The following is an 18282-nucleotide window of genomic DNA, read 5'->3' as shown; positions in this document are numbered from 1 at the left end:
CCCGGACGGGGGTCACGCCTACGATCGACCGGTGAGCGTGACCCCCATCCGGCTGTACGGCGACCCCGTGCTGCGCACCCCGGCGGCACCGGTCGCCGACTTCGACGCCGAACTCCGGCAGCTGGTCGCCGACCTCACCGAGACCATGCACGCCGCGGGCGGAGCCGGGCTGGCCGCCACGCAGATCGGCGTCGAGCTGCGGGTGTTCACGTGGTTCGTCGACGGCGAGGTGGGCCACCTGGTCAACCCCGACGTCGCCGCGGTGGGCGAGGAGCTGCAGGACGGCCCCGAGGGCTGCCTGTCGCTCCCGGGGCTGCGCTACGACTGCCGGCGTCACCTGCACGTGGTGGCCTCCGGCTGGAACATGCACGGCGACCCGGTGCGCGTCGAGGGCTCCGAGCTGCTGGCCCGGGCCATCCAGCACGAGACCGACCACCTCGACGGCGTGCTGTTCGTCGACCGGCTCGACGACGTGGCCCGCACCGAGGCGCTCGCCGAGCTGCAGGCCGCCGAGTGGGCCGACCTGGGCGCGTACCTGCCGACGCCCGCCCCCGTCGTGAAAGTGAGCCCGCACTGAAGGTCCTGTTCGCCGGCACCCCGGCCCCCGCGGTCCCGTCCCTGGAGGCGTTGCTGGCCTCGGAGCACGAGGTGGTCGCGGTCCTCACCCGGCCCGACGCGCGGTCCGGGCGCGGGCGGAAGTCCAGCCGTTCGCCGGTCGCCGAGCGCGCCGACGCCGCGGGGGTGCCGGTGCTGCAGCCCCGGTCGCCGCGCGAGCCGGAGTTCCTGGCGCAGCTGGCCGACCTCGCCGTCGACTGCGCGCCGGTCGTCGCCTACGGGGCGCTCATCCCGCAGGCGGCGCTCGACCTGCCCGCGCATGGGTGGGTCAACCTGCACTTCTCGCTGCTGCCCGCGTGGCGGGGCGCCGCGCCGGTGCAGCACGCGATCATGGCCGGCGACGAGATCACCGGTGCCGCCACCTTCCGGCTGGAGGCCGGCCTCGACACCGGCCCGGTCTACGGCACCGTCACCGAGGCGATCGGGCCCCGGGACACGGCGGGCGACCTCCTCGGGCGGCTGGCCGTCAGCGGCGCCCAGCTGCTGGTGGCCACGCTGGATGGCATCGCCGCCGGTGCGCTGGAGCCCCGGCCCCAGCCGGCCGACGGCGTCAGCCTCGCGCCGAAGGTGGAGCCGGCCGACGCCCGCGTGGACTGGGCGCTGCCCGCCCACGTGGTCGACCGGCGGATCCGCGGGGTCACGCCGGCCCCCGGCGCCTGGACGACGTGGCGCGGGGACCGGCTGCGGCTCGGCCCGGTGACGCCCTCGTCCGACGGGCCCGGGCTCGCGGCCGGTGAGCTCCGCGCCGAGGGTCGGGAGGTACTCGTCGGCACCGGCAACGGCACCGTCCGGCTGGGCGAGGTGCAGCCGGCCGGCAAGCGCATGATCCCGGCGTCGGACTGGGCGCGCGGCGCCCGCCTCGCGGCCGGTGACCGGCTGGGAGAGGCGTGACCCGCCCGCCGAGGCGCCCGGCCGGCGGCCCGCGGCGCGGGAAGCGGCCGCAGCCCGCCCCGCGTCGGCGTCCGCTCGACGGCGCCCGCCTGACCGCCTACGACGTGCTCGACGGGGTCACGTCGCGGGACGCCTACGCCAACCTGCTGCTGCCGCAGCTGCTGCGCGAGCGCGAGCTCGACACCCGTGACGCCGCCTTCGCGACCCAGCTGGCCTACGGCACCCTGCGCGCCACCGGCACCCTCGACGCGGTGCTGGCCGGGCTGGTCGACCGGCCGCTGGGCGAGCTGGACCCGCGGGTGCTGGACCTGCTCCGGCTGGGCGCCTACCAGCTCCTGGACCTGCGGGTGCCGTCGCACGCCGCCGTCGACACCACCGTCGACCTCACCCGGGCGATCGTGGGCACCGGCGCCTCCGGGCTGGTCAACGCGGTGCTGCGGAAGGTCGCCGCGGGTGGCGACCGGGCGCAGTGGCTGGACGCGCTGGACGGGAACGACGAGCAGCGGCTCGCCCTGGCCACCGACCACCCGCGGTGGATCGTCGACGCGTGGCGGACCGCGCTGGGCGGGAACGAGGAGCTGGAACCGGCGCTCCTCGCCGACGACGCCGCACCGGAGGTGCACCTCGTGGCCCGCCGGGTGGCCCGCGACGAGCTGGTCCAGGAGTCCGGGGGAGCCCCGGGCCCGTACTCGCCGTTTGCCGTCCGGCTGCCCGGTGGCGATCCGGGGCGGCTGGCCTCGGTGCGTTCCGGGCGGGCCGCAGTGCAGGACGAGGGGAGCCAGCTCGCGGGGCTGCTGCTGACTCGCGCACCGCTCGAGGGGCGCGACGAGGCGTGGCTCGACATGTGCGCCGGGCCCGGGGGCAAGGCCGGGCTGCTGGCGGCCGTCCGGCCCGAGGGCGTGCGGCTCACCGCTGTCGACCGTGCTCCGCACCGCGCCGACCTGGTCCGCCAGGCGCTGCGGGACGAGGCCGACGTCGAGGTGCTGGCCGCCGACGGGCGCGAGGGGCCGTGGCAGGCCGGGTCCTTCGACCGGGTGCTGCTCGACGCGCCGTGCACGGGGCTCGGTGCGCTGCGCCGCCGTCCCGAGGTGCGCTGGCGTCGCATGCCGGAGGACGTCGCCCCACTGGTGGAGCTGCAGGTGGAGCTGCTCGCCAGCGCGCTGGCGTCGGTGCGGGTCGGGGGAGTGGTCGCCTACGTGACCTGCTCACCGCACGCCGAGGAGACCGTGGGCGTCGTCGAGGTCGCCGCAGGCCGCGACGACGTCGAGGTGCTGCCGGTCGCGCCGCTGTTCCCGGAGGTCCCCGGGATCGCCCGGGGCGACTACGGGCAGCTGTGGCCGCACCGCCACGGCACCGACGCCATGTTCATGGCACTGCTCCGCCGCACTCGCTGATCGTCGTCCGCCTCAGAAAGGAGGCGGGTCGTCCGGTTCCGGGATGCGGAGACCCGGTGGCCGGGTGGTGCGGGTGACCCCGCTCGGAGTGACGACCGTGAGCACGCCGTCGTCGTCGAGAGTGTGGGTCCAGCCGTCGGCGTGGGTCCTGAGTCGGTGGTGGCGGCGGCAGAGGCAGCAGAGGTTGACGCAGTCGGTGGCGCCGCCGTCGGCGTGCGCGACGACGTGGTCGAGATCGGCCCACCCGGCTCGCACGTGACAGCCGGGATGGCGACAGGTGCGGTCGCGCGCGCTGACGAAGCGGCGCTGCCCGGCGGAAGGGCTGTAGCGGCTCACCGCCGGTGGCGCGGTGAGCGCCGGGCAGCCGCATCGCTCGTCCGGGTGCGCCGGGCAACCCTGGTGCGCCCGGCGCTCCAGCTCGCGCCGCCCGATGACTGCGAGCAGTCGCCCGCCCGCGCCGGTGAGCGCGATGTCCAGGGTGCCGCCGGTGGGTGCCTGCAGGCCGCCCGGGCAGAGGGCGTCGAGCTGCTCGAGGAGCTCGCGCAGGTGGGTGGCGGTGATCGCCTCCCCGTCCACGTCACCGATCGGTGCTCGCTCGGTGGGTCGGGCGGGGCGGAACGCGGCCGGGAGCGGAGCGCCGGAGTCGAGGAAGGCCCCGACGGTGAGCGCGCCCAGTGGGGCGACCACGGTCAGGTGCGCGGTCACCCGCGGCTGCTCCTGCCAGGGCCGCAGCATGCGGTCGAGGCCGGCGCCGACCCGGAGCACCCCGATCGGCCGCCGGTCGCCGGCGTCTTTGACAGTTCGGGCGTGCGCGTCGAGGGTCCGCCGGCAGGCGACCGCCTCCTGGTGCTGCATCCGCAGCCTGAGCTCGCTCATGCCGATACCGATCCGCCGGACCGTCACGTCCGCGGCATCCCGCGCTTGCTTCCGGCGGCGGTCATTGGCCTCCGTGTCACGGGCGACGAGTTCGCGGTGCACCAGCTCGCGCAGCCGCCGGATCGACAGGTCGGCCGCGACGGGCAGCACCGCCGCCTCCACAGCCTCGACGACGGCCGGGTCGCTGCCGTCCGCCGGGCGGCCCAGCTCCGCTGCGATCGCCCTGGCCCGGGGCCAGTCCAGCCGGCCGGCGGCCAGCTCGCGGCAGGTGAGGGGCAGGCGGCTGGTCAGCGTGTGCGCCTGGTCCAGCAGCAGCACCGCCGCGTCCCGGCTCGATCCCATGATGAGCGCCAGCTCGTCGAGCACGAACTCGCTCGTCCCCGCCGGCCCGTGCTCCACCTCGGCGGCACGCCCAGGACGAGGATCACTCGGAGCCGGGCGGGCCGCCGCGATGTCGAGGACCAGCTCGAGCCTCAGCGCCGCCAGCTTGGCCTCGGCGGCCGTGATCTGCTGCAGGAACGCCGCAGCCTGCGCCGACGACCGTCGGCGGGGCAGCCACTGACCCAGCGGTTCGGACTGCGGCGCCGGATCCGGATCGGCCGGCTCCCACGACGACGGCCCGGCATCGATGGGCACGACTGTCACGCCGACCGCGACCCCGCTCCTCGATGCCATGACCCGACGCTAGACCGGGGGTACGACAGTTTCCCCAGGTCAACAGCCTGGCCAGGAGAGATCAGAACGCGAACTTCCGCTTGGTGTGCTGGACGCTGACCCAGTGGTCGGTGGTGAACTCGTCGATCGCCCGCTCGCTCGGTAGCCGCGCCGCCCAGTCCCGCTGGGCCTCCCGTGCGGTGCCGTAGGCCTCGTCGAGGTCCTCGGCGTTCGCCAGCGGGATCTCCGTCAGCGTCTCGCCGGTGTAGGGATCGGTGTCGGTCGCGGTCTTCCCCGCGCGTCCGGCTCGCCAGCTGCCGGCGATGGGCATCCGGTCGAAGCCGTCGTAGCGGGCGGGTGCGGAGGTCCCAGGAGCCATGGGCCGGGCCCTACCCGGTCGCCCGTCACGGGCACGGGGTCAGCGGCGCGCGTCGACCTCGGCGTACGGCGGATCGTCGATCCAGCGGCGGGCGCGTCGGCGGGCGGCCCGGTCCACGACGAGCACCCCGACCGCCACGATCAGTAGGACGGCTGCCGGGGCGGCGTCCCAGCCATCCCCGCGCTGCCGGCCGACCACTGCGCAGGCGACGCCGAGGACGACCGACAGCACCGCGAGACCCCACGCCGGCCACCGCGGGCGGGCCAGGGACTCACGCGCATGGGCCTCGGTCGCGTCCCGCAGCTCGGCGCCCGGATCCGCGTGCCGGCGCAGCGCCATACCGGTCGCCTCCCGCGTCCACCGCGTGCCGGAGGGGGACCAGAGCCGGCGCCAGGTCAGGACGGCGGGCACGAGTAGCGGCCATGCGTTGTCCCAGCCCATCAGCGCGTCGACCGCCCAGGCGACGGCCCACAACACCGTCCAGGCGCCGGCGAGCCAGCGGACGTGCGCGCTCTTCCACATGACTGCGTCCTCTCGTCAGTCGCGCGGCGGACCGGGCGGGTCGGCCCGCCAGCGGCGACCCGCGCGGGCCTCGCGCTCGCGGGCGGTCAGGTGGACTGCCGCCGCGACGACGACCAGGACCGCTCCGGGGAGCGCCCATGCCGGCCGGCCCCACTGGCCGAAGACCAGCAGGAGCCCGACGGCGCCGAGCCACAGCGGCCAGGCGATGAACCGGGTCCACGCGAAGCGCTTCGCGGTCTCGTCGGCCACGTGCCGGCGGCCGACCCCGGGGTCGACGGAGCGGAGGACCGCGTACTCGGCGACCAGGACCTCGGCCTGACCCTCCTGGCCGTGCCGAGTGCCGTACTGCCACACCGCTGTCCCGGCGACCAGCAGCAGCGCCGCAGCCCCGTACCAGGCGTCCGACGACCACCGCTGCGGCTCGACGAGCAGCAGCGCGATGCCGGCCAGGAGCGGCAGCTGCGTCCCGCATTGGGTGAGCAGTTCCTCCCGGGCGCGCTCGGCGGCTTCCGCGGTGGCGTCGTCGCCGAGCTCCCGGGTGGGGGCGCGTGTGCCGTCGGTCACGGGGCGGAGGCTAGGGCACCAGAGGCGGCAAAACCGCTGATCGACCCCACCTAGACTCCGTCCGTGTCCCGGCAGCCCAAGATCGCGCCCAGCCTCCTCTCCGCCGACTTCGCGCACCTGGCCGACGAGGTCGCCCGGGTCGCCGACGCCGACTGGCTGCACGTCGACGTCATGGACGCCCACTTCGTGCCCAACCTGACGCTCGGCCTCCCGGTCGCCCAGGCGATCCAGGCGGTCAGCCCGGTGCCGCTGGACTGCCATCTCATGATCGAGAACCCGGAGCGCTGGGCGCCCGGCTACGCCGAGATGGGCGCGCGCAACGTCACCGTGCACGCCGAGGCCTGCACCGACCCGCGCGCCGTCGCCCGTGACCTGCGCGCCGCCGGAGCGCTCGCCGGCCTGGCCATCAAGCCGGGCACGCCGCTCGAGGACTACCTCGACGTCCTCCCGGACTTCGACACCCTCCTGGTCATGAGCGTCGAGCCGGGTTTCGGCGGGCAGTCGTTCATCGCCGACGTCCTGCCCAAGGCGCGCAAGGCCCGCGAGCTGGTGGACGCCGGCCACCTGACCCTGCTGGTGGAGATCGACGGCGGCATCAACGCCGACACCATCGAGCAGGCCGCGGAGGCCGGCGTCGACATGTTCGTCGCAGGCTCGGCCGTCTACGGGGCCGACGACCCCGCCCAGGCGATCGCCGCACTGCGCGCGCAGGCCGCCTCGGCGATGTCGGGATGACGGTCCTCGACCGCGAGCGGGCGGCGATGGCGCGCGCCCGCGAGCTGGGCGCCTCCGTCCTCGGCACCACCAGCCCGAACCCCGCGGTGGGCGCCGTCGTCCTCGCGGCCGACGGCACGGTCGCCGGCGAGGGCGCGACCCAGCCGGCCGGCGGCGCGCACGCCGAGGTGCGGGCGCTGGCGGCAGCGGGGGAGCGGGCCCGCGGCGGCACGGCCGTGGTCACCCTCGAGCCGTGCGCGCACACCGGCCGCACCGGCCCCTGCGCCGACGCGCTGATCGCCGCCGGGGTCGCCCGCGTCGTGGTCGCCGTTCCCGAGCCGACCGAGCTCGCCGGCGGCGGGGTCGACCGGCTCCGGGCGGCGGGGATCGCCGTGGAGCTCGGCGTCGAGCAGGCCGAGGCCGAGCTCGGCGCCCTCGGCCCGTGGCTGACCGGGGTGCGCGAGCACCGCCCGCAGGTGATCTGGAAGGTCGCGGCCACCCTCGACGGCCGGGTCGCCGCCGCCGACGGCAGCAGCCGCTGGATCACCGGCGAGGAGGCGCGCGCCGCCGTCCACCGGTTGCGCGCCACCTGCGACGCCGTCGTCGTCGGCTCCGGGACGGCGGTGACCGACGACCCGCAGCTGACCGTGCGCGACGCCGACGGCCGCGACGCCGACCGGCAGCCGCTCCGCGTGGTCGTGGATCGCCGCGGCCGGCTCCCGGAGCACGCCCGCGTCCTGGACGACGCCGCGCCCACGGTGGTCAGCCGCGCGGCCGACCCGGCGGCCCTGCTCGCCGAGCTCTTCGACCGCGACGTCCGCCGGGTGCTGCTCGAAGGCGGGCCGACCCTGGCCGCGGCGTTCCTCCGTGCGGGCCTGGTCGACGAGGCCGTGGTGCACCTCGCGCCGAAGCTGCTGGGCGCCGGCCCCTCGCTGGTCGGCGACCTGGGAATCACTTCGATCGCCGGTGCGCTCTCCTTCGAGACCGTCGAGATCCTCCCTCTGGGTGGGGACGTGCAGCTCCGGCTGCGGCCCACCCGGCACACTGGAGGCCGACAGCCCGACCGGGAAGGGAGCTGAGGTGTTCACCGGCATCGTCGAAGAGGTGGGCACGCTCGTCGTCCGCGAGGAGCAGACCGACGCCGCGCGGATGGAGATCCGGGCGCGCACGGTGCTCCAGGACGTCGCCCTCGGCGACTCCATCTCGGTCAACGGCGTCTGCCTGACCGTCACCTCCGTGCAGGACGGCGTCTGGAGCACCGACGTCATGGCCGAGACCCTGCGGCGCAGCAGCCTGGGCAAGGCCGAGGAAGGCAGCCGGGTCAACCTGGAGCGTGCCGTCACCGCCCACACCCGGCTCGGCGGGCACATGGTCCAGGGCCACGTCGACGGCGTCGGGACCGTGCTCACCCGCGAGCCCAGCACGCACTGGGAGGTCTTCCGCATCGCGCTGCCCACGGGGCTGGCCCGGTACGTCGTCGAGAAGGGCTCCATCGCCGTCGACGGCGTCTCGCTGACCGTCAGCGCCGTGAGCGCCGCGACCGACCCCGAGCCCTGGTTCGAGGTCAGCCTCATCCCCACCACCCTCCGCGAGACCACGCTCGGCACGCGCGCCCCGGGGGACCCCGTCAACCTGGAGGTCGACGTGATCGCCAAGTACGTCGAGCGACTGCTGGAGGCACGTCGGTGACCACACCACGGATCCGTCTGGACAGCATCGAGACGGCGATCGCCGCGATCAAGGACGGTCGCCCGGTCGTCGTGATCGACGACGAGGACCGCGAGAACGAGGGCGACCTCATCTTCGCCTCCGAGCTGGCCACCCCCGAGCTCGTGGCCTTCATGGTCCGGTACACCTCGGGCTACATCTGCGTCGCGGTCACCGAGGCCGACGCCGACCGGCTGGACCTGCCGCCCATGCACCGGGTGAACCAGGACCGGCTCGGCACCGCCTACACGGTCACCGTCGACGCCCGCGAGGGCGTCACCACCGGCATCTCCGCCTCCGACCGGGCGACGACGATCCGGTTGCTGGCCGACGCCGAGGCGACCTCCCGTGACCTCTCCCGCCCCGGCCACATCGTGCCGCTGCGGGCCAAGGACGGCGGCGTGCTGCGCCGTCCCGGGCACACCGAGGCCGCCGTCGACCTCGCCGTGCTCGCGGGCCTGCGGCCGTCCGGGACGCTGTGCGAGATCGTCAGCGAGAAGGACCCGACCGGCATGGCGCGCGGCGAGGAGCTGCGGGTCTTCGCCGACGAGCACGACCTCGTGATGGTCTCCATCGCCGACCTGATCGCCTACCGCAAGCGCTTCGACAAGCTGGTCGAGCGGGTGGCCGAGGCGATCGTCCCGCTGACCCCGGGCACCTTCACCGCCGTCGGCTACCGCAGCTCCTACGACGAGCGCGAGCACGTCGCCTTCGTCTACGGCGACATCGGCGACGGCGAGGACGTGCTGGTCCGCGTGCACTCCGAGTGCCTCACCGGCGACGTCTTCGGCTCGCTGCGCTGCGACTGCGGCCCCCAGCTGCAGGCCGCGCTCCAGGCCGTCGCCGACGAGGGGCGCGGCATCGTGCTCTACATCCGCGGGCACGAGGGCCGGGGCATCGGCCTGCTTCACAAGCTGCAGGCCTACCAGCTGCAGGACCTCGGCGCGGACACCGTCGACGCCAACCTCGACCTGGGCCTGCCGGCCGACGCCCGCGACTACGGCACCGGCGCGCAGATCCTGGTCGACCTCGGCGTGCACACGATGCGGCTGCTCACCAACAACCCGGCCAAGCGCGCCGGGCTGGAGGGCTACGGCCTCAAGGTGCTCGGCCGGGTGGGCCTGCCCAGCCACGTCACCACGCAGAACCTGGGCTACCTGCGGACCAAGCGCGACCGGATGGGCCACCTGCTCGACATCATCGAGCCGGACCCCGAGGCCGCCGGCGAGCCCCCGCACGCCGACCCGATCCCGGAGAACGTCCCCCTGCGCCTCGACGAGCAGCCGTCATGAGCGGGTCGGGAGCACCCGTCGTCGAGCCGGTGGACGCGGCCGGGCTGACCCTCGGCATCGTCGTCACCACCTGGCACGCCGAGATCACCGACAGCCTGCTGGCCCGCGCCCTCGAGGCCGCCCGCGCCAGCGGGGTGACCGAGCCGACCGTCGTCCGCGCACCGGGCGCCGTCGAGCTGCCGGTCGTGGCCCAGGCGCTGGCCGAGCGGCACGACGCCGTCGTCGCGCTCGGCGTGGTCATCCGGGGTGGGACGCCGCACTTCGAGTACGTGTGCGACGCGGTGACCGCCGGCCTGACCCGGGTCGCGCTGGACGCCTCCCGGCCGGTCGGCAACGGAGTCCTCACCTGCGACACCGAGGAGCAGGCGCGGGACCGCGCAGGACTGCCCGGGTCCGCCGAGGACAAGGGCTGGGAGGCCGCCATCGCCGCGCTCGCCACCGCTCTGACGCTGCGCGACCTGCGCGGCCCGCAGCGCACGACCGGCTTCAGCGCCGTCCCCGCGGGAGGCCGGTCGTGAAGACGTTCGACTCCCTCTTCGCCGAGCTCTCGGCCAAGGTCGCCGACGGCGACGCCGCCTCGGGCACGGTCGCCGCGGTCCGCGACGGCGTGCACGCCGCGGGCAAAAAGGTCGTCGAGGAGGCGGCCGAGTCGTGGATGGCCGCCGAGCACGAGGGCGAGGAGCGGACGGCGGAGGAGATCAGCCAGCTGCTCTACCGGGTGCAGGTGCTGATGCTCGCCCGGGGTCTGACCCTGGACGACGTCTACGCTCACCTCTGATCATCACCGTTCCCGCCCCCACCTGAGGAGTCCCTGCAGTGCTGCGCATCGCCGTGCCCAACAAGGGCGTCCTGAGCGAGCCGGCCGCGGAGATGCTCGCGGAGAGCGGCTACCGCCAGCGGCGCAGCACCAAGGACCTCGTCGTCTTCGACCCCGACAACGACACCGAGTTCTTCTACCTGCGGCCCCGCGACATCGCCGTCTACGTCGCCGCGGGCACGCTGGACGTCGGCATCACCGGGCGCGACATGCTGCTGGAGACCGCGCCGCTCGACGGGGAGCGGTCGGCCGCGGTCGAGGTCATGCCGCTGGGCTTCGGGCGCTCCTCCTTCCGCTTCGCCGCCCCGGTGGGCTCGGAGATCGAGCGGGTCGATCAGCTCGCCGGCAAGCGGATCGCCACCGCCTACCCGGTGCTGCTGCAGCGCCACCTCGAGGAGTCCGGCATCAAGGCCGACGTCGTCAAGCTCGACGGCGCCGTCGAGACCGCCTGCCGGCTGGGCGTGGCCGACGCCGTCTGCGACGTGGTGGAGACCGGGACGACGCTGCGCGCGGCGGGGCTGCACATCATAGGCGAGCCGGTGCTCGCCAGCGAGGCGATCCTGGTCGGCCGCGAGGGCGCCGAGGAAATCCCGGCCGTCGCCCAGCTGCGGCGCCGACTCCAGGGGGTCCTGGTCGCGCGGCAGTACGTGATGCTCGACTACGACTGCCCCGACGCGATCCTCGCGCAGGCCACCGCGATCACCCCGGGCATCGAGGGCCCGACCGTCAGCCCGCTGCAGCGGCCCGGCTGGTCGGCGGTGCGTGCGATGGTCCGGCGCAGCCAGACCAATCAGGTGATGGACGACCTCTACGAGCTCGGCGCCCGCGCCATCCTGGTCACGAGCATCCACGCCTCCCGCCTCTGAGCCGGGCATGCGCCGACTCCTGCCGCTCCTCGTGCTCGCGGTCGCCCTCGTGACGGCCGGGTGCGGTTTGGACGACGGCGCGGCGTCCGACGCGACCGGCGGCGACCCCGCCGCAGGAGGCATCTCCCAGGCCGACGACGACCTGCAGCTCGAGGTCGACCTGGGCGAGGGCCGGGCGCCGGTGACCTGGACGCTGTCGTGCCTCGGTCCCGCCGAGGGCAGCCACCCCCAGGCGCAGGCGGCCTGCGACCACCTGGCCGGCCTGGAGCGGCCGTTCGCGCCACTGCCCGAGGACGTCGTCTGCAGCCAGCAGTACGGCGGCCCCCAGACCGCGCGGGTGCTCGGCCGCTGGGACGGGGAGCCGGTGGACCTGCACCTTTCCCGCATCGACGGCTGCCGGATCGCGCAGTGGGACTCGCTGGTCCCCGTCGTCCCTGCCCCCGCGGGCTGAACCCCTGCCCGGTCAGCGCACCCGCATGGTGCGTTCGACCAGATCGATGGCGGTGCACAGCCCGAGTGCGGTGGCGCGGCTGCCCGACCCCAGCAGGGCCTCGACGGTGGGCGCCAGCGGGCGCTCCCCGACGAGGGCGTGCAGCACGGCAGCGTACTCGGTGCTCACCCGGCCGGCCGCGGCGTGCCGCAGCACCGCCCGGGAGAGCTCGGTGGTGCGGCAGGCGGCCAGCGCCGTGACCCCTGCGGCGAACCGCGGCGCGGCCGGGTGCCCGAGGAGCACGAGCCCGGCCACGGTGCCCGCCATGACGTCGTCCCCGGCGGGGGTGAGCCCGGGGCCCATGCCGATCAGCCGGGTCGCGGTGCGCAGCGCGGCGTCGAGGTCGGCGCGCCGGACCGCTCCCCGCAGCGCGGCCAGCGGCCCGCCCGGACCGGTCGGCAGCCCGGGCAGCTCGAAGGCGCTGTGCGGGACGCCGTCGCCGTAGAGGGTGGTGCGGAGCTGCCGGACGCCCTCGGGGAGGAGCGCGGGGCGGGGGCTGGGCAGCCGGGGGTGCGGGTCCCACCACGCCGCGGCGCTCACCGCCAGGTCGCCGACGACGACGCGGCCGCCGCCCACCTCGGCGGTGGCGTTCGACGGCACCAGCGGGCGGCCGGTGCTGGGGCGGAAGAGGACGCAGCCCAGGGGCAGCCGCACGGCGTCGCTGGTGAGCACCCCGACCACGTCGCAGTCCCGCTCGCCCGGCACGTGCAGGTACACGCCGGTCGGCGTGCTGGCGAGCACCCGGGCCCGGCGCACGGGGCCGCGCAGCAGCGCCGTGACACCGGTGCTGGCCGCGGCCGGGACGGCGGCGACCTGGCGCGCCCACAGGCCTGCGCGCGCGGCCGCGGACCTGCGGGGGAGGGGGATGGGGGGAACTCCGGCACGCGCGGTACGGCCGCGCGTCGCCGTGGCCCCCGGGCGTTCGTCCCTGTCGGTCGTCGTCTCGTCGATGGTGTGCATGGCGGCCTCTCGCCAATGGGGCCACGGCCCCCCGTCCAGGGCCCGCTCGGGAGCCGGACGCAGAGGGGCAGGTGCCGCCAGGTGCAGGAGGACGGCTTAGCATCGCTGCGAGCGGGATGAGCGGGCTTCGAACCTATGCGGCGCGTCGCACGCCCTCTTATGGCGGAAGTCGCCAAGAATGGGTGTCGGCGTTCAAGGACTCCTGACAGGATTCCGGAACGACCTGACCTCATGTGCAACTGAAGGGGGACGCGACGTGACGCGGAGTGATACGTCGGTGGCGTTGTCCACTCAGCGTGACGGAACCCTTCCGTTTCGGCGTACCTGGGCGGTCGAGGAGCAGCGCCACGACCTGGCCCGGGACGAGCGAGGGAACTGGCAGGAGCGCATGGGGCTGACCGTCGAGGACGTCCTGGACCTCCCTGGGCTGGCGGGCACCACCGTCGCCTCGGGCGCCGGCGGACTGTCCCGGTCGGTCCGGCACATGGTCATCGACAAGCCGACGGACCCGCTGGCCGGCGCCGGCGCCGACGTGCTCGTCGTGCTCGGCGCCCGGCTCCCGCCGGCGGACGCCGCCAACTGCCGGGCCCTGGTCGAGCGGCTGGACGCGATGGGGACCGCCGCCCTGGCCTTCCGGCGCACCGACGGCCCGCCCCCGGTCCCGGCCGAGGTGCTCGCCGAGGCCGACCGTCGCGGGCTGCCGGTGCTGGCGCTGCCCGCGAACGTGCGCCTGGACGAGGTCGTGTCCGAGGTCCTCGGCGCCGTCGTCACCAAGCAGGGCCAGGCCCTGGCGCTCAACTCCCGCATGGACGACCAGTTCATGGAGGTCGCGCTCACCGGAGGCGGCCTGGCGGAGGTCACCCAGCGGCTGGCCGTGATGCTGGACGGGGCAGCGGTGCTGGGCCTGGGTCCCGACCGCGAGGTGGTCACCAGCGCCGGCCCCCGGGACGACGTCGCCGAGATCAGCGACTGGCTGTGGCTGCTGGACGCCGCCGCGGACGACGCCCTGGCCGAGCTCACGCCCTCGCGGCGGCTGGCCGGTGTGCGGGCCGACCGCACCGTCGTCACCCCGGCCGACGTGCTCGCCGACGCCGATCTCTCCCCGGCCGACGGCATCCTGCTCGTCCCCGGTCACCACCAGCTCCCCGGCGGCGTGGGCGAGTACGCCGTCGCCCCGATCATGGCCGGCGACCAGCGCCACGGCTGGCTCGTCGCGGTGCACCGGACCGGCGCGATGCTGGTCGGCGCGGGCGGCGTGCTGGAGCGGGCCGCGGTCATCGCGGCCCTCTCGGTGATCCGCCTCCAGGCCGTCCACTCGGTGGAGCTGCGCTTCCAGGGAGACCTGGTCCGCCGGCTCGTGGGCGGCTCGGTCGGCCACACCGAGCGCACGCTGGCCTACACCCGCTCCTTCGGCTGGCGGCTGGACGGGCCGGTCGCCGTCCTGGTCACCGCAACCGAGACCACCGCCGACGCCGCCGGCGACCCCACCCGCGCGCTCGACGTCCTCGACCGGCTGGCCGACGGCTGGCGCTCGGCGCTGGAAGCCGAGGTGGCCGGGGCGGCCGTCGCGGGCCTGGCCACCGAGATCGTCACGCTGCTGCCGCTGGACGGGCGCACCCCCGACGAGGTCTCCTCGCTGGTCGCCGCCGTCAGCTCGCGGGTCAACGGCCGCCTGCGCCGGCTGGGCCGGGTGCTGGGCACCGGCATCGGCCGGCCCGCGGGCTCGCTGTCCGAGCTCGCCGAGGCGCACCGCCAGGCGCAGCGCGCGCTCGGCGTCGGCCAGGAGATCCAGGGCGGGGCCTCGGTCACCCACTTCGACCAGCTCGGGGTGTTCCGGCTGCTGTCGCTGATCCCGGACAGCACCGAGCTGCGGTCCTACGTCGACGAGGTGCTCGGCCCGCTGGCCGACGCCACCGACGCCGACTCCGCCGACCTGCGCGAGACCCTGCTCGTGCTGCTCGAGACCAACCTCAACGTCGCGGAGTCGGCCCGCCGGCTGCACTTCCACTACAACACGATGCGCTACCGGATCGGCAAGCTCGAGCGGATGCTCGGCCCCTTCACCACCGATCCGACCCTCCGGCTGAACCTGCTGCTCGCGCTGCACGCGGCCCGGATGAGCGGCCTGGACCAGCCGCACCGGCCGCCGCTGGAGGCCGGCATGACCCCGCCGCCCGACGAGGGGCTGGACTCGCTGCTCTGACGGAGGACCCCGCTGCCCCCCACGCCTCGCACGCTCGGCGCGGGTCCCTGCAGCGGGGCCGTGACGAAGGGAATCCACATGAGCGACCCCGCCCGCCCGCTGCAGGGAAAGGTCGCCCTGGTCACCGGGGCGTCGTCGGGCATCGGAGAGGCGACGGCGGAGGCGCTCGCCGCCGCGGGGGCGGCGGTGGCCATCGGGGCCCGGCGCCGCGACCGGCTCGACGCGCTGGCCGACCGCCTCCGGAGCGACGGGGCGACGGTGCTGCAGCTCGACCTCGACGTCACCGACGAGCAGGCCTGCGTCGACGCGGTCGCCCGCACCCGGGCCGAGCTCGGCGGTCTCGACGTCCTGGTCAACAACGCCGGGGTCATGCTGCTCGGGACGATCGTGGGCGCGGACCCCGAGGACTGGCGCCGGATGCTGTCGACCAACGTCCTCGGCCTCATGTACATGACCCACGCGGCGATCGAGGGCATGGTCGAGCAGGGGTGCGGCGTCGTGAACGTCTCCAGCGTCGCCGGGCGGGTGGCCCGCAAGGGCGCCGGCGTCTACAACGCCAGCAAGTGGGCGGTGAACGCGTTCAGCGAGTCGCTGCGCCAGGAGGTCACCGGCCGCGGGGTGCGCATCGGGCTGGTCGAGCCGGGTGCGGTGGCCACCGAGCTGACCGACCACATCACCCAGCCCGAGGCCAAGGCGGCGTCCAAGCAGATGGCGAGCCAGATGACGCCGCTGCAGTCCGAGGACATCGCCCGGGCCGTGGTCTACATGGTCAGCCAGCCCCGGCACGTCGCCGTCAACGAGATGCTCGTCCGCCCCACCGACCAGGAGCGCTGACCCGGCGTCCTCCCTCACCGGGAAGCGTCCTCCCTCACGGTGCGCGGTGAGGGAGGACGCGCTGGGATCAGGTCACCTGATCCCAGCCGCTTCTTTCAGTCGTGGAAGACCTCGATGGCGGCGCCGATCTCCACCAGGCGCTCGTAGAGGTGCTCGTAGCCGCGGGCGATGATGTCGACGTTGCGCAGCACCGAGGTGCCCTTGGCCGCGAGCATGGCCAGCAGGATGCACACCGCGGGGCGCAGCGCCGGCGGGCAGACCACCTCGGCGCTCGACCAGTGCGTCGGGCCGTCGACGAGCACCCGGTGCGGGTCGAGCAGCCGGACGTCGGCGCCCAGCCGGGTCAGGTCGGACAGGTGGATCGCCCGGTTGTCGTAGACCCAGTCGTGGATCATCGTCGCCCCCTCCGCCTGCGCGGCGATGACCGCGAAGAACGGCAGGTTGTCGATGTTGAGCCCCGGGAACGGCATCGGGTGGATCTTGTCGATGGGCGCCCGCAGCTGCGAGGGGTGGATGGTGATGTCGGCCAGCCGGGTGTGCCCGTTGTCGGCCAGGTACTCCGGCGACAGCTCGTAGCGCAGGCCCATCTCGGCCAGCACCGCCAGCTCGATCTCCAGGAACTCCACGGGCGCCCGGCGCACGGTGAGCTCGGAGCCGGTGACGATGCCGGCGGTCAGCAGGCTCATCGCCTCGACCGGGTCCTCGCTGATCGTGTAGTCGACGTCGGCGTCGAGCACCGGCCGCCCGTGCACGACGAGCGTCGTCGTCCCGAGGCCTTCGACGTGGACCCCGAGCAGCTGCAGGTAGAGGACCAGGTCCTGGACCATGTAGTTCGAGCTGGCGTTGCGGATGGTGGTCCGGCCCTCGGCGCGGGCCGCGGCGAGCAGGGCGTTCTCGGTCACCGTGTCGCCGCGCTCGGTCAGCACGATCGTCCGGCCGGCGGTGCCGGTCGGGGTCACCGTGGCGTGGTACTCGCCGGACCGGGCCTCGACCTCCAGCCCGAAGGGGCGCAGGGCGATCATGTGCGGCTGCACCGTCCGGGTGCCCAGGTCGCAGCCGCCGGCGTAGGGCAGCTCGAACTGCGGCGCCCGGTGCAGCAGCGGACCCAGGAACATGATGATGCTGCGGGTGCGCCGGGCGGCGTCGGCGTCGATGCCGGCCAGGTCCAGCTGCTCGGGGACGAGGAGGGTGAGGTCGTGGCCGGCCTCGTCCCAGGTGGCGGAGACCCCGATGGAGCGCAGCACGTCGAGGATCCGCTCCACCTCGACGATGCGGGCCACGTTGCGCAGCGTCGTCCGGCCGCGGTTGAGCAGGGCGGCGCACAGCAGGGCGACGGCGGCGTTCTTCGAGGACTTGACCGCGACGCTGCCGCTGAGCAGCCGCCCGCCGGTGACCCGCAGGTGCGTGGGGCCGGACGGGCCGACGCGGATCAGCTCGCTCTCCAGGGCGGCGGAGAGGCGGCCCAGGAGCTCGAGGGTGAGGTTCTGGCCGCCCTGCTCGATGCGGGCCACGGCGCTCTGGCTGGTGCCCAGCCGTTCGGCGAGCTGCTGCTGGGTGAGGCCGCGGTGGCGCCGGGCGTCGCGCACGAGCGCGCCGATCCGGTGCATCGCGGTGTCGGGGGAGAGCTCGGTGACGGTCACCCGGGCACGTTATCTCGTGTGTGAGATAGAGCTGGAGACGCCGGGCCGATGCCACCCGGATGGTTCCGGTCCAGGATGACCGCATGGACGTCCTCGTCACCGGCGGTACCGGTCGCCTCGGGCAGCACCTCGTGCCACGGCTGCGGGACGCGGGCTCGGGAGTGCGGCAGATGTCCCGGCGCGGCACGGGACCGGGCGGCGTGCGGGGGGACCTGGCCAGCGGCGTCGACCTGCCGACGGCGCTGGCCGGTGCCGACGTCGTCGTCCATGCCGCCAGCGATCCGCGGGGAGACCCGTGGCAGGTCGACGTCGCCGGTACCCGCCGGCTGGTCGAGGCGGTCGACCGGGATCGGCTGCGCCACCTCGTGTACGTGTCGATCGTCGGCGTGGACCGCATCCCGTTCGGCTACTACCGCGCCAAGTTCGCCGCCGAGCAGGTCCTCCTCGCTTCGGGCCTGCCGGTGACGCTGGTGCGGGTGACCCAGTTCCACGACTTCGTCGACGAGCTGCTGTCCACCGCCCGGCGCGGTCCGGTCCTCCCGGTGCCGATGGGGTGGCGGCTCCAGCCGATCGACGTCGCCGAGGTCGCCGCCCACCTGGCCGACCTGACCGCCGCCGCGCCGACCGGGGGTGTGGTGGAGTTCGGCGGCCCCGAGGTGCTCACCGCCGCCGAACTGGCGCGCGCGTGGTCCGGGGCCCGGTCGCCGGGGGCGCACGTGGTGGCCACGCCGGTGCCCGGCCGGTTGAGCTCCGCCGTCCGGGACGGTGCCGCGCTGCCCTCCGGCGGCGCCCGTGGTCAGCGGACCTACGACGAGCACCTCGACGGCCGGAAACCGCGAGAACCTGTCGGTGGCTCCGCCTAGG

Annotated in this window: 20 protein-coding genes; 14 read left to right on the top strand and 6 right to left on the bottom strand. The window is 75.1% G+C overall.

The features are described 5' to 3' along the window. Positions 1-31 precede the first annotated feature (31 nt). From def to DQ239_RS05320, 3 genes are read left to right on the top strand one after another with little or no spacing between them, the layout of a single operon-like run. Entirely contained in the window at positions 32-577 is a 546-nt protein-coding gene (gene def, locus DQ239_RS05330; protein ID WP_113833391.1) for a peptide deformylase, read from the top strand. After that, positions 514-1506 carry a methionyl-tRNA formyltransferase gene (fmt, locus tag DQ239_RS05325; RefSeq protein ID WP_255411195.1) on the top strand — a complete coding sequence of 331 codons (993 nt, stop codon included), beginning with the start codon at positions 514-516 and terminating at the stop codon, positions 1504-1506. The genes def and fmt overlap by 64 nt, the downstream gene beginning before the upstream one ends. Further along, positions 1503-2900: a transcription antitermination factor NusB gene (locus tag DQ239_RS05320; protein ID WP_113833390.1), complete on the top strand. Its 1398-nt coding sequence runs from the start codon at positions 1503-1505 to the stop codon at positions 2898-2900. The genes fmt and DQ239_RS05320 overlap by 4 nt, the downstream gene beginning before the upstream one ends. Positions 2901-2912: 12 nt before the next feature. Here the strand turns inward: DQ239_RS05320 and DQ239_RS05315 are convergent, their stop codons facing one another. The 4 genes from DQ239_RS05315 to DQ239_RS05300 all read right to left on the bottom strand — a co-directional run bounded on the left by DQ239_RS05315 (position 2913) and on the right by DQ239_RS05300 (position 5895). Next, positions 2913-4451 carry an HNH endonuclease signature motif containing protein gene (locus DQ239_RS05315; RefSeq protein ID WP_113833389.1) on the bottom strand — a complete coding sequence of 513 codons (1539 nt, stop codon included), beginning with the start codon at positions 4449-4451 and terminating at the stop codon, positions 2913-2915. A gap of 61 nt (positions 4452-4512) precedes the next feature. Continuing rightward, complete coding sequence (locus DQ239_RS05310) at positions 4513-4809, bottom strand: aldehyde dehydrogenase family protein (protein WP_113833388.1); 297 nt, start codon at positions 4807-4809, stop codon at positions 4513-4515. A gap of 39 nt (positions 4810-4848) precedes the next feature. Next, the gene (locus DQ239_RS05305; protein WP_113833387.1) at positions 4849-5331 is read right to left on the bottom strand and encodes a hypothetical protein; all 483 of its coding nucleotides are present in this window, start codon (positions 5329-5331) and stop codon (positions 4849-4851) included. Positions 5332-5346: 15 nt separating this feature from the next. Beyond that, the gene (locus DQ239_RS05300; protein ID WP_113833386.1) at positions 5347-5895 is read right to left on the bottom strand and encodes a hypothetical protein; all 549 of its coding nucleotides are present in this window, start codon (positions 5893-5895) and stop codon (positions 5347-5349) included. A 63-nt stretch (positions 5896-5958) separates the two neighbouring features. On the opposite strand from DQ239_RS05300, the gene rpe reads away from it, so the two are divergent. From rpe to DQ239_RS05260, 8 genes are read left to right on the top strand one after another with little or no spacing between them, the layout of a single operon-like run. After that, entirely contained in the window at positions 5959-6630 is a 672-nt protein-coding gene (rpe, locus tag DQ239_RS05295) for a ribulose-phosphate 3-epimerase (protein WP_113833385.1), read from the top strand. Then, the gene (gene ribD, locus DQ239_RS05290) at positions 6627-7688 is read left to right on the top strand and encodes a bifunctional diaminohydroxyphosphoribosylaminopyrimidine deaminase/5-amino-6-(5-phosphoribosylamino)uracil reductase RibD (RefSeq protein WP_113833384.1); all 1062 of its coding nucleotides are present in this window, start codon (positions 6627-6629) and stop codon (positions 7686-7688) included. Before rpe ends, ribD begins: the two co-directional genes overlap by 4 nt. 1 nt (position 7689) lies before the next feature. After that, on the top strand, positions 7690-8298 hold the full coding sequence (locus tag DQ239_RS05285; RefSeq protein ID WP_113833383.1) for a riboflavin synthase: 609 nt from the start codon (positions 7690-7692) through the stop codon (positions 8296-8298). Further along, positions 8295-9608, top strand: a complete 1314-nt coding sequence (locus DQ239_RS05280) for a bifunctional 3,4-dihydroxy-2-butanone-4-phosphate synthase/GTP cyclohydrolase II (RefSeq protein ID WP_113833382.1) — start codon at positions 8295-8297, stop codon at positions 9606-9608. The genes DQ239_RS05285 and DQ239_RS05280 overlap by 4 nt, the downstream gene beginning before the upstream one ends. Beyond that, the gene (ribH, locus tag DQ239_RS05275) at positions 9605-10126 is read left to right on the top strand and encodes a 6,7-dimethyl-8-ribityllumazine synthase (protein WP_113833381.1); all 522 of its coding nucleotides are present in this window, start codon (positions 9605-9607) and stop codon (positions 10124-10126) included. Before DQ239_RS05280 ends, ribH begins: the two co-directional genes overlap by 4 nt. Beyond that, a complete protein-coding gene (locus DQ239_RS05270; RefSeq protein WP_113833380.1) occupies positions 10123-10386 on the top strand; it encodes a phosphoribosyl-ATP diphosphatase in 264 nt (87 codons plus the stop codon). The genes ribH and DQ239_RS05270 overlap by 4 nt, the downstream gene beginning before the upstream one ends. Before the next feature lie 38 nt (positions 10387-10424). Then, positions 10425-11291: an ATP phosphoribosyltransferase gene (gene hisG / locus DQ239_RS05265; RefSeq protein ID WP_113833379.1), complete on the top strand. Its 867-nt coding sequence runs from the start codon at positions 10425-10427 to the stop codon at positions 11289-11291. Between the two features lie 7 nt (positions 11292-11298). Continuing rightward, a complete protein-coding gene (locus DQ239_RS05260; protein WP_113833378.1) occupies positions 11299-11742 on the top strand; it encodes an SSI family serine proteinase inhibitor in 444 nt (147 codons plus the stop codon). A gap of 12 nt (positions 11743-11754) precedes the next feature. On the opposite strand, the gene DQ239_RS05255 is transcribed toward DQ239_RS05260, so the two are convergent. Continuing rightward, positions 11755-12741, bottom strand: a complete 987-nt coding sequence (locus tag DQ239_RS05255) for a DUF2877 domain-containing protein (protein ID WP_113833377.1) — start codon at positions 12739-12741, stop codon at positions 11755-11757. A 388-nt stretch (positions 12742-13129) separates the two neighbouring features. On the opposite strand from DQ239_RS05255, the gene DQ239_RS05250 reads away from it, so the two are divergent. Together DQ239_RS05250 and DQ239_RS05245 are read left to right on the top strand one after the other, a co-directional pair. Beyond that, complete coding sequence (locus DQ239_RS05250) at positions 13130-14944, top strand: PucR family transcriptional regulator (protein ID WP_113833376.1); 1815 nt, start codon at positions 13130-13132, stop codon at positions 14942-14944. Positions 14945-15022: 78 nt separating this feature from the next. Beyond that, positions 15023-15778, top strand: a complete 756-nt coding sequence (locus DQ239_RS05245) for an SDR family NAD(P)-dependent oxidoreductase (RefSeq protein ID WP_113833375.1) — start codon at positions 15023-15025, stop codon at positions 15776-15778. A gap of 95 nt (positions 15779-15873) precedes the next feature. On the opposite strand, the gene DQ239_RS05240 is transcribed toward DQ239_RS05245, so the two are convergent. Further along, a complete protein-coding gene (locus DQ239_RS05240; protein WP_199582688.1) occupies positions 15874-17418 on the bottom strand; it encodes a UDP-N-acetylglucosamine 1-carboxyvinyltransferase in 1545 nt (514 codons plus the stop codon). Between the two features lie 83 nt (positions 17419-17501). On the opposite strand from DQ239_RS05240, the gene DQ239_RS05235 reads away from it, so the two are divergent. Further along, positions 17502-18281 carry an NAD(P)H-binding protein gene (locus DQ239_RS05235; RefSeq protein ID WP_113833374.1) on the top strand — a complete coding sequence of 260 codons (780 nt, stop codon included), beginning with the start codon at positions 17502-17504 and terminating at the stop codon, positions 18279-18281. Position 18282 lies beyond the last annotated feature (1 nt).

Source organism: Blastococcus sp. TF02-09, from assembly GCF_003319105.1.
Taxonomy (GTDB): domain Bacteria; phylum Actinomycetota; class Actinomycetes; order Mycobacteriales; family Geodermatophilaceae; genus Blastococcus.
Note: the sequence above shows the minus strand (reverse complement) of the source record. Positions and strands in the feature narration are given on the sequence as shown.

Excerpts from the sequence above, each read along its gene's own strand:
- DQ239_RS05315 (WP_113833389.1), bottom strand. The coding sequence starts at position 4,451 with ATGGCATCGAGGAGCGGGGTCGCGGTCGGCGTGACAGTCGTGCCCATC.
- DQ239_RS05310 (WP_113833388.1), bottom strand. The coding sequence starts at position 4,809 with ATGGCTCCTGGGACCTCCGCACCCGCCCGCTACGACGGCTTCGACCGG.
- DQ239_RS05305 (WP_113833387.1), bottom strand. The coding sequence starts at position 5,331 with ATGTGGAAGAGCGCGCACGTCCGCTGGCTCGCCGGCGCCTGGACGGTG.
- ribD (WP_113833384.1), top strand. The coding sequence starts at position 6,627 with ATGACGGTCCTCGACCGCGAGCGGGCGGCGATGGCGCGCGCCCGCGAG.
- ribH (WP_113833381.1), top strand. The coding sequence starts at position 9,605 with ATGAGCGGGTCGGGAGCACCCGTCGTCGAGCCGGTGGACGCGGCCGGG.
- DQ239_RS05260 (WP_113833378.1), top strand. The coding sequence starts at position 11,299 with ATGCGCCGACTCCTGCCGCTCCTCGTGCTCGCGGTCGCCCTCGTGACG.
- DQ239_RS05255 (WP_113833377.1), bottom strand. The coding sequence starts at position 12,741 with ATGCACACCATCGACGAGACGACGACCGACAGGGACGAACGCCCGGGG.
- DQ239_RS05250 (WP_113833376.1), top strand. The coding sequence starts at position 13,130 with ATGGGGCTGACCGTCGAGGACGTCCTGGACCTCCCTGGGCTGGCGGGC.
- DQ239_RS05245 (WP_113833375.1), top strand. The coding sequence starts at position 15,023 with ATGAGCGACCCCGCCCGCCCGCTGCAGGGAAAGGTCGCCCTGGTCACC.
- DQ239_RS05235 (WP_113833374.1), top strand. The coding sequence starts at position 17,502 with ATGGACGTCCTCGTCACCGGCGGTACCGGTCGCCTCGGGCAGCACCTC.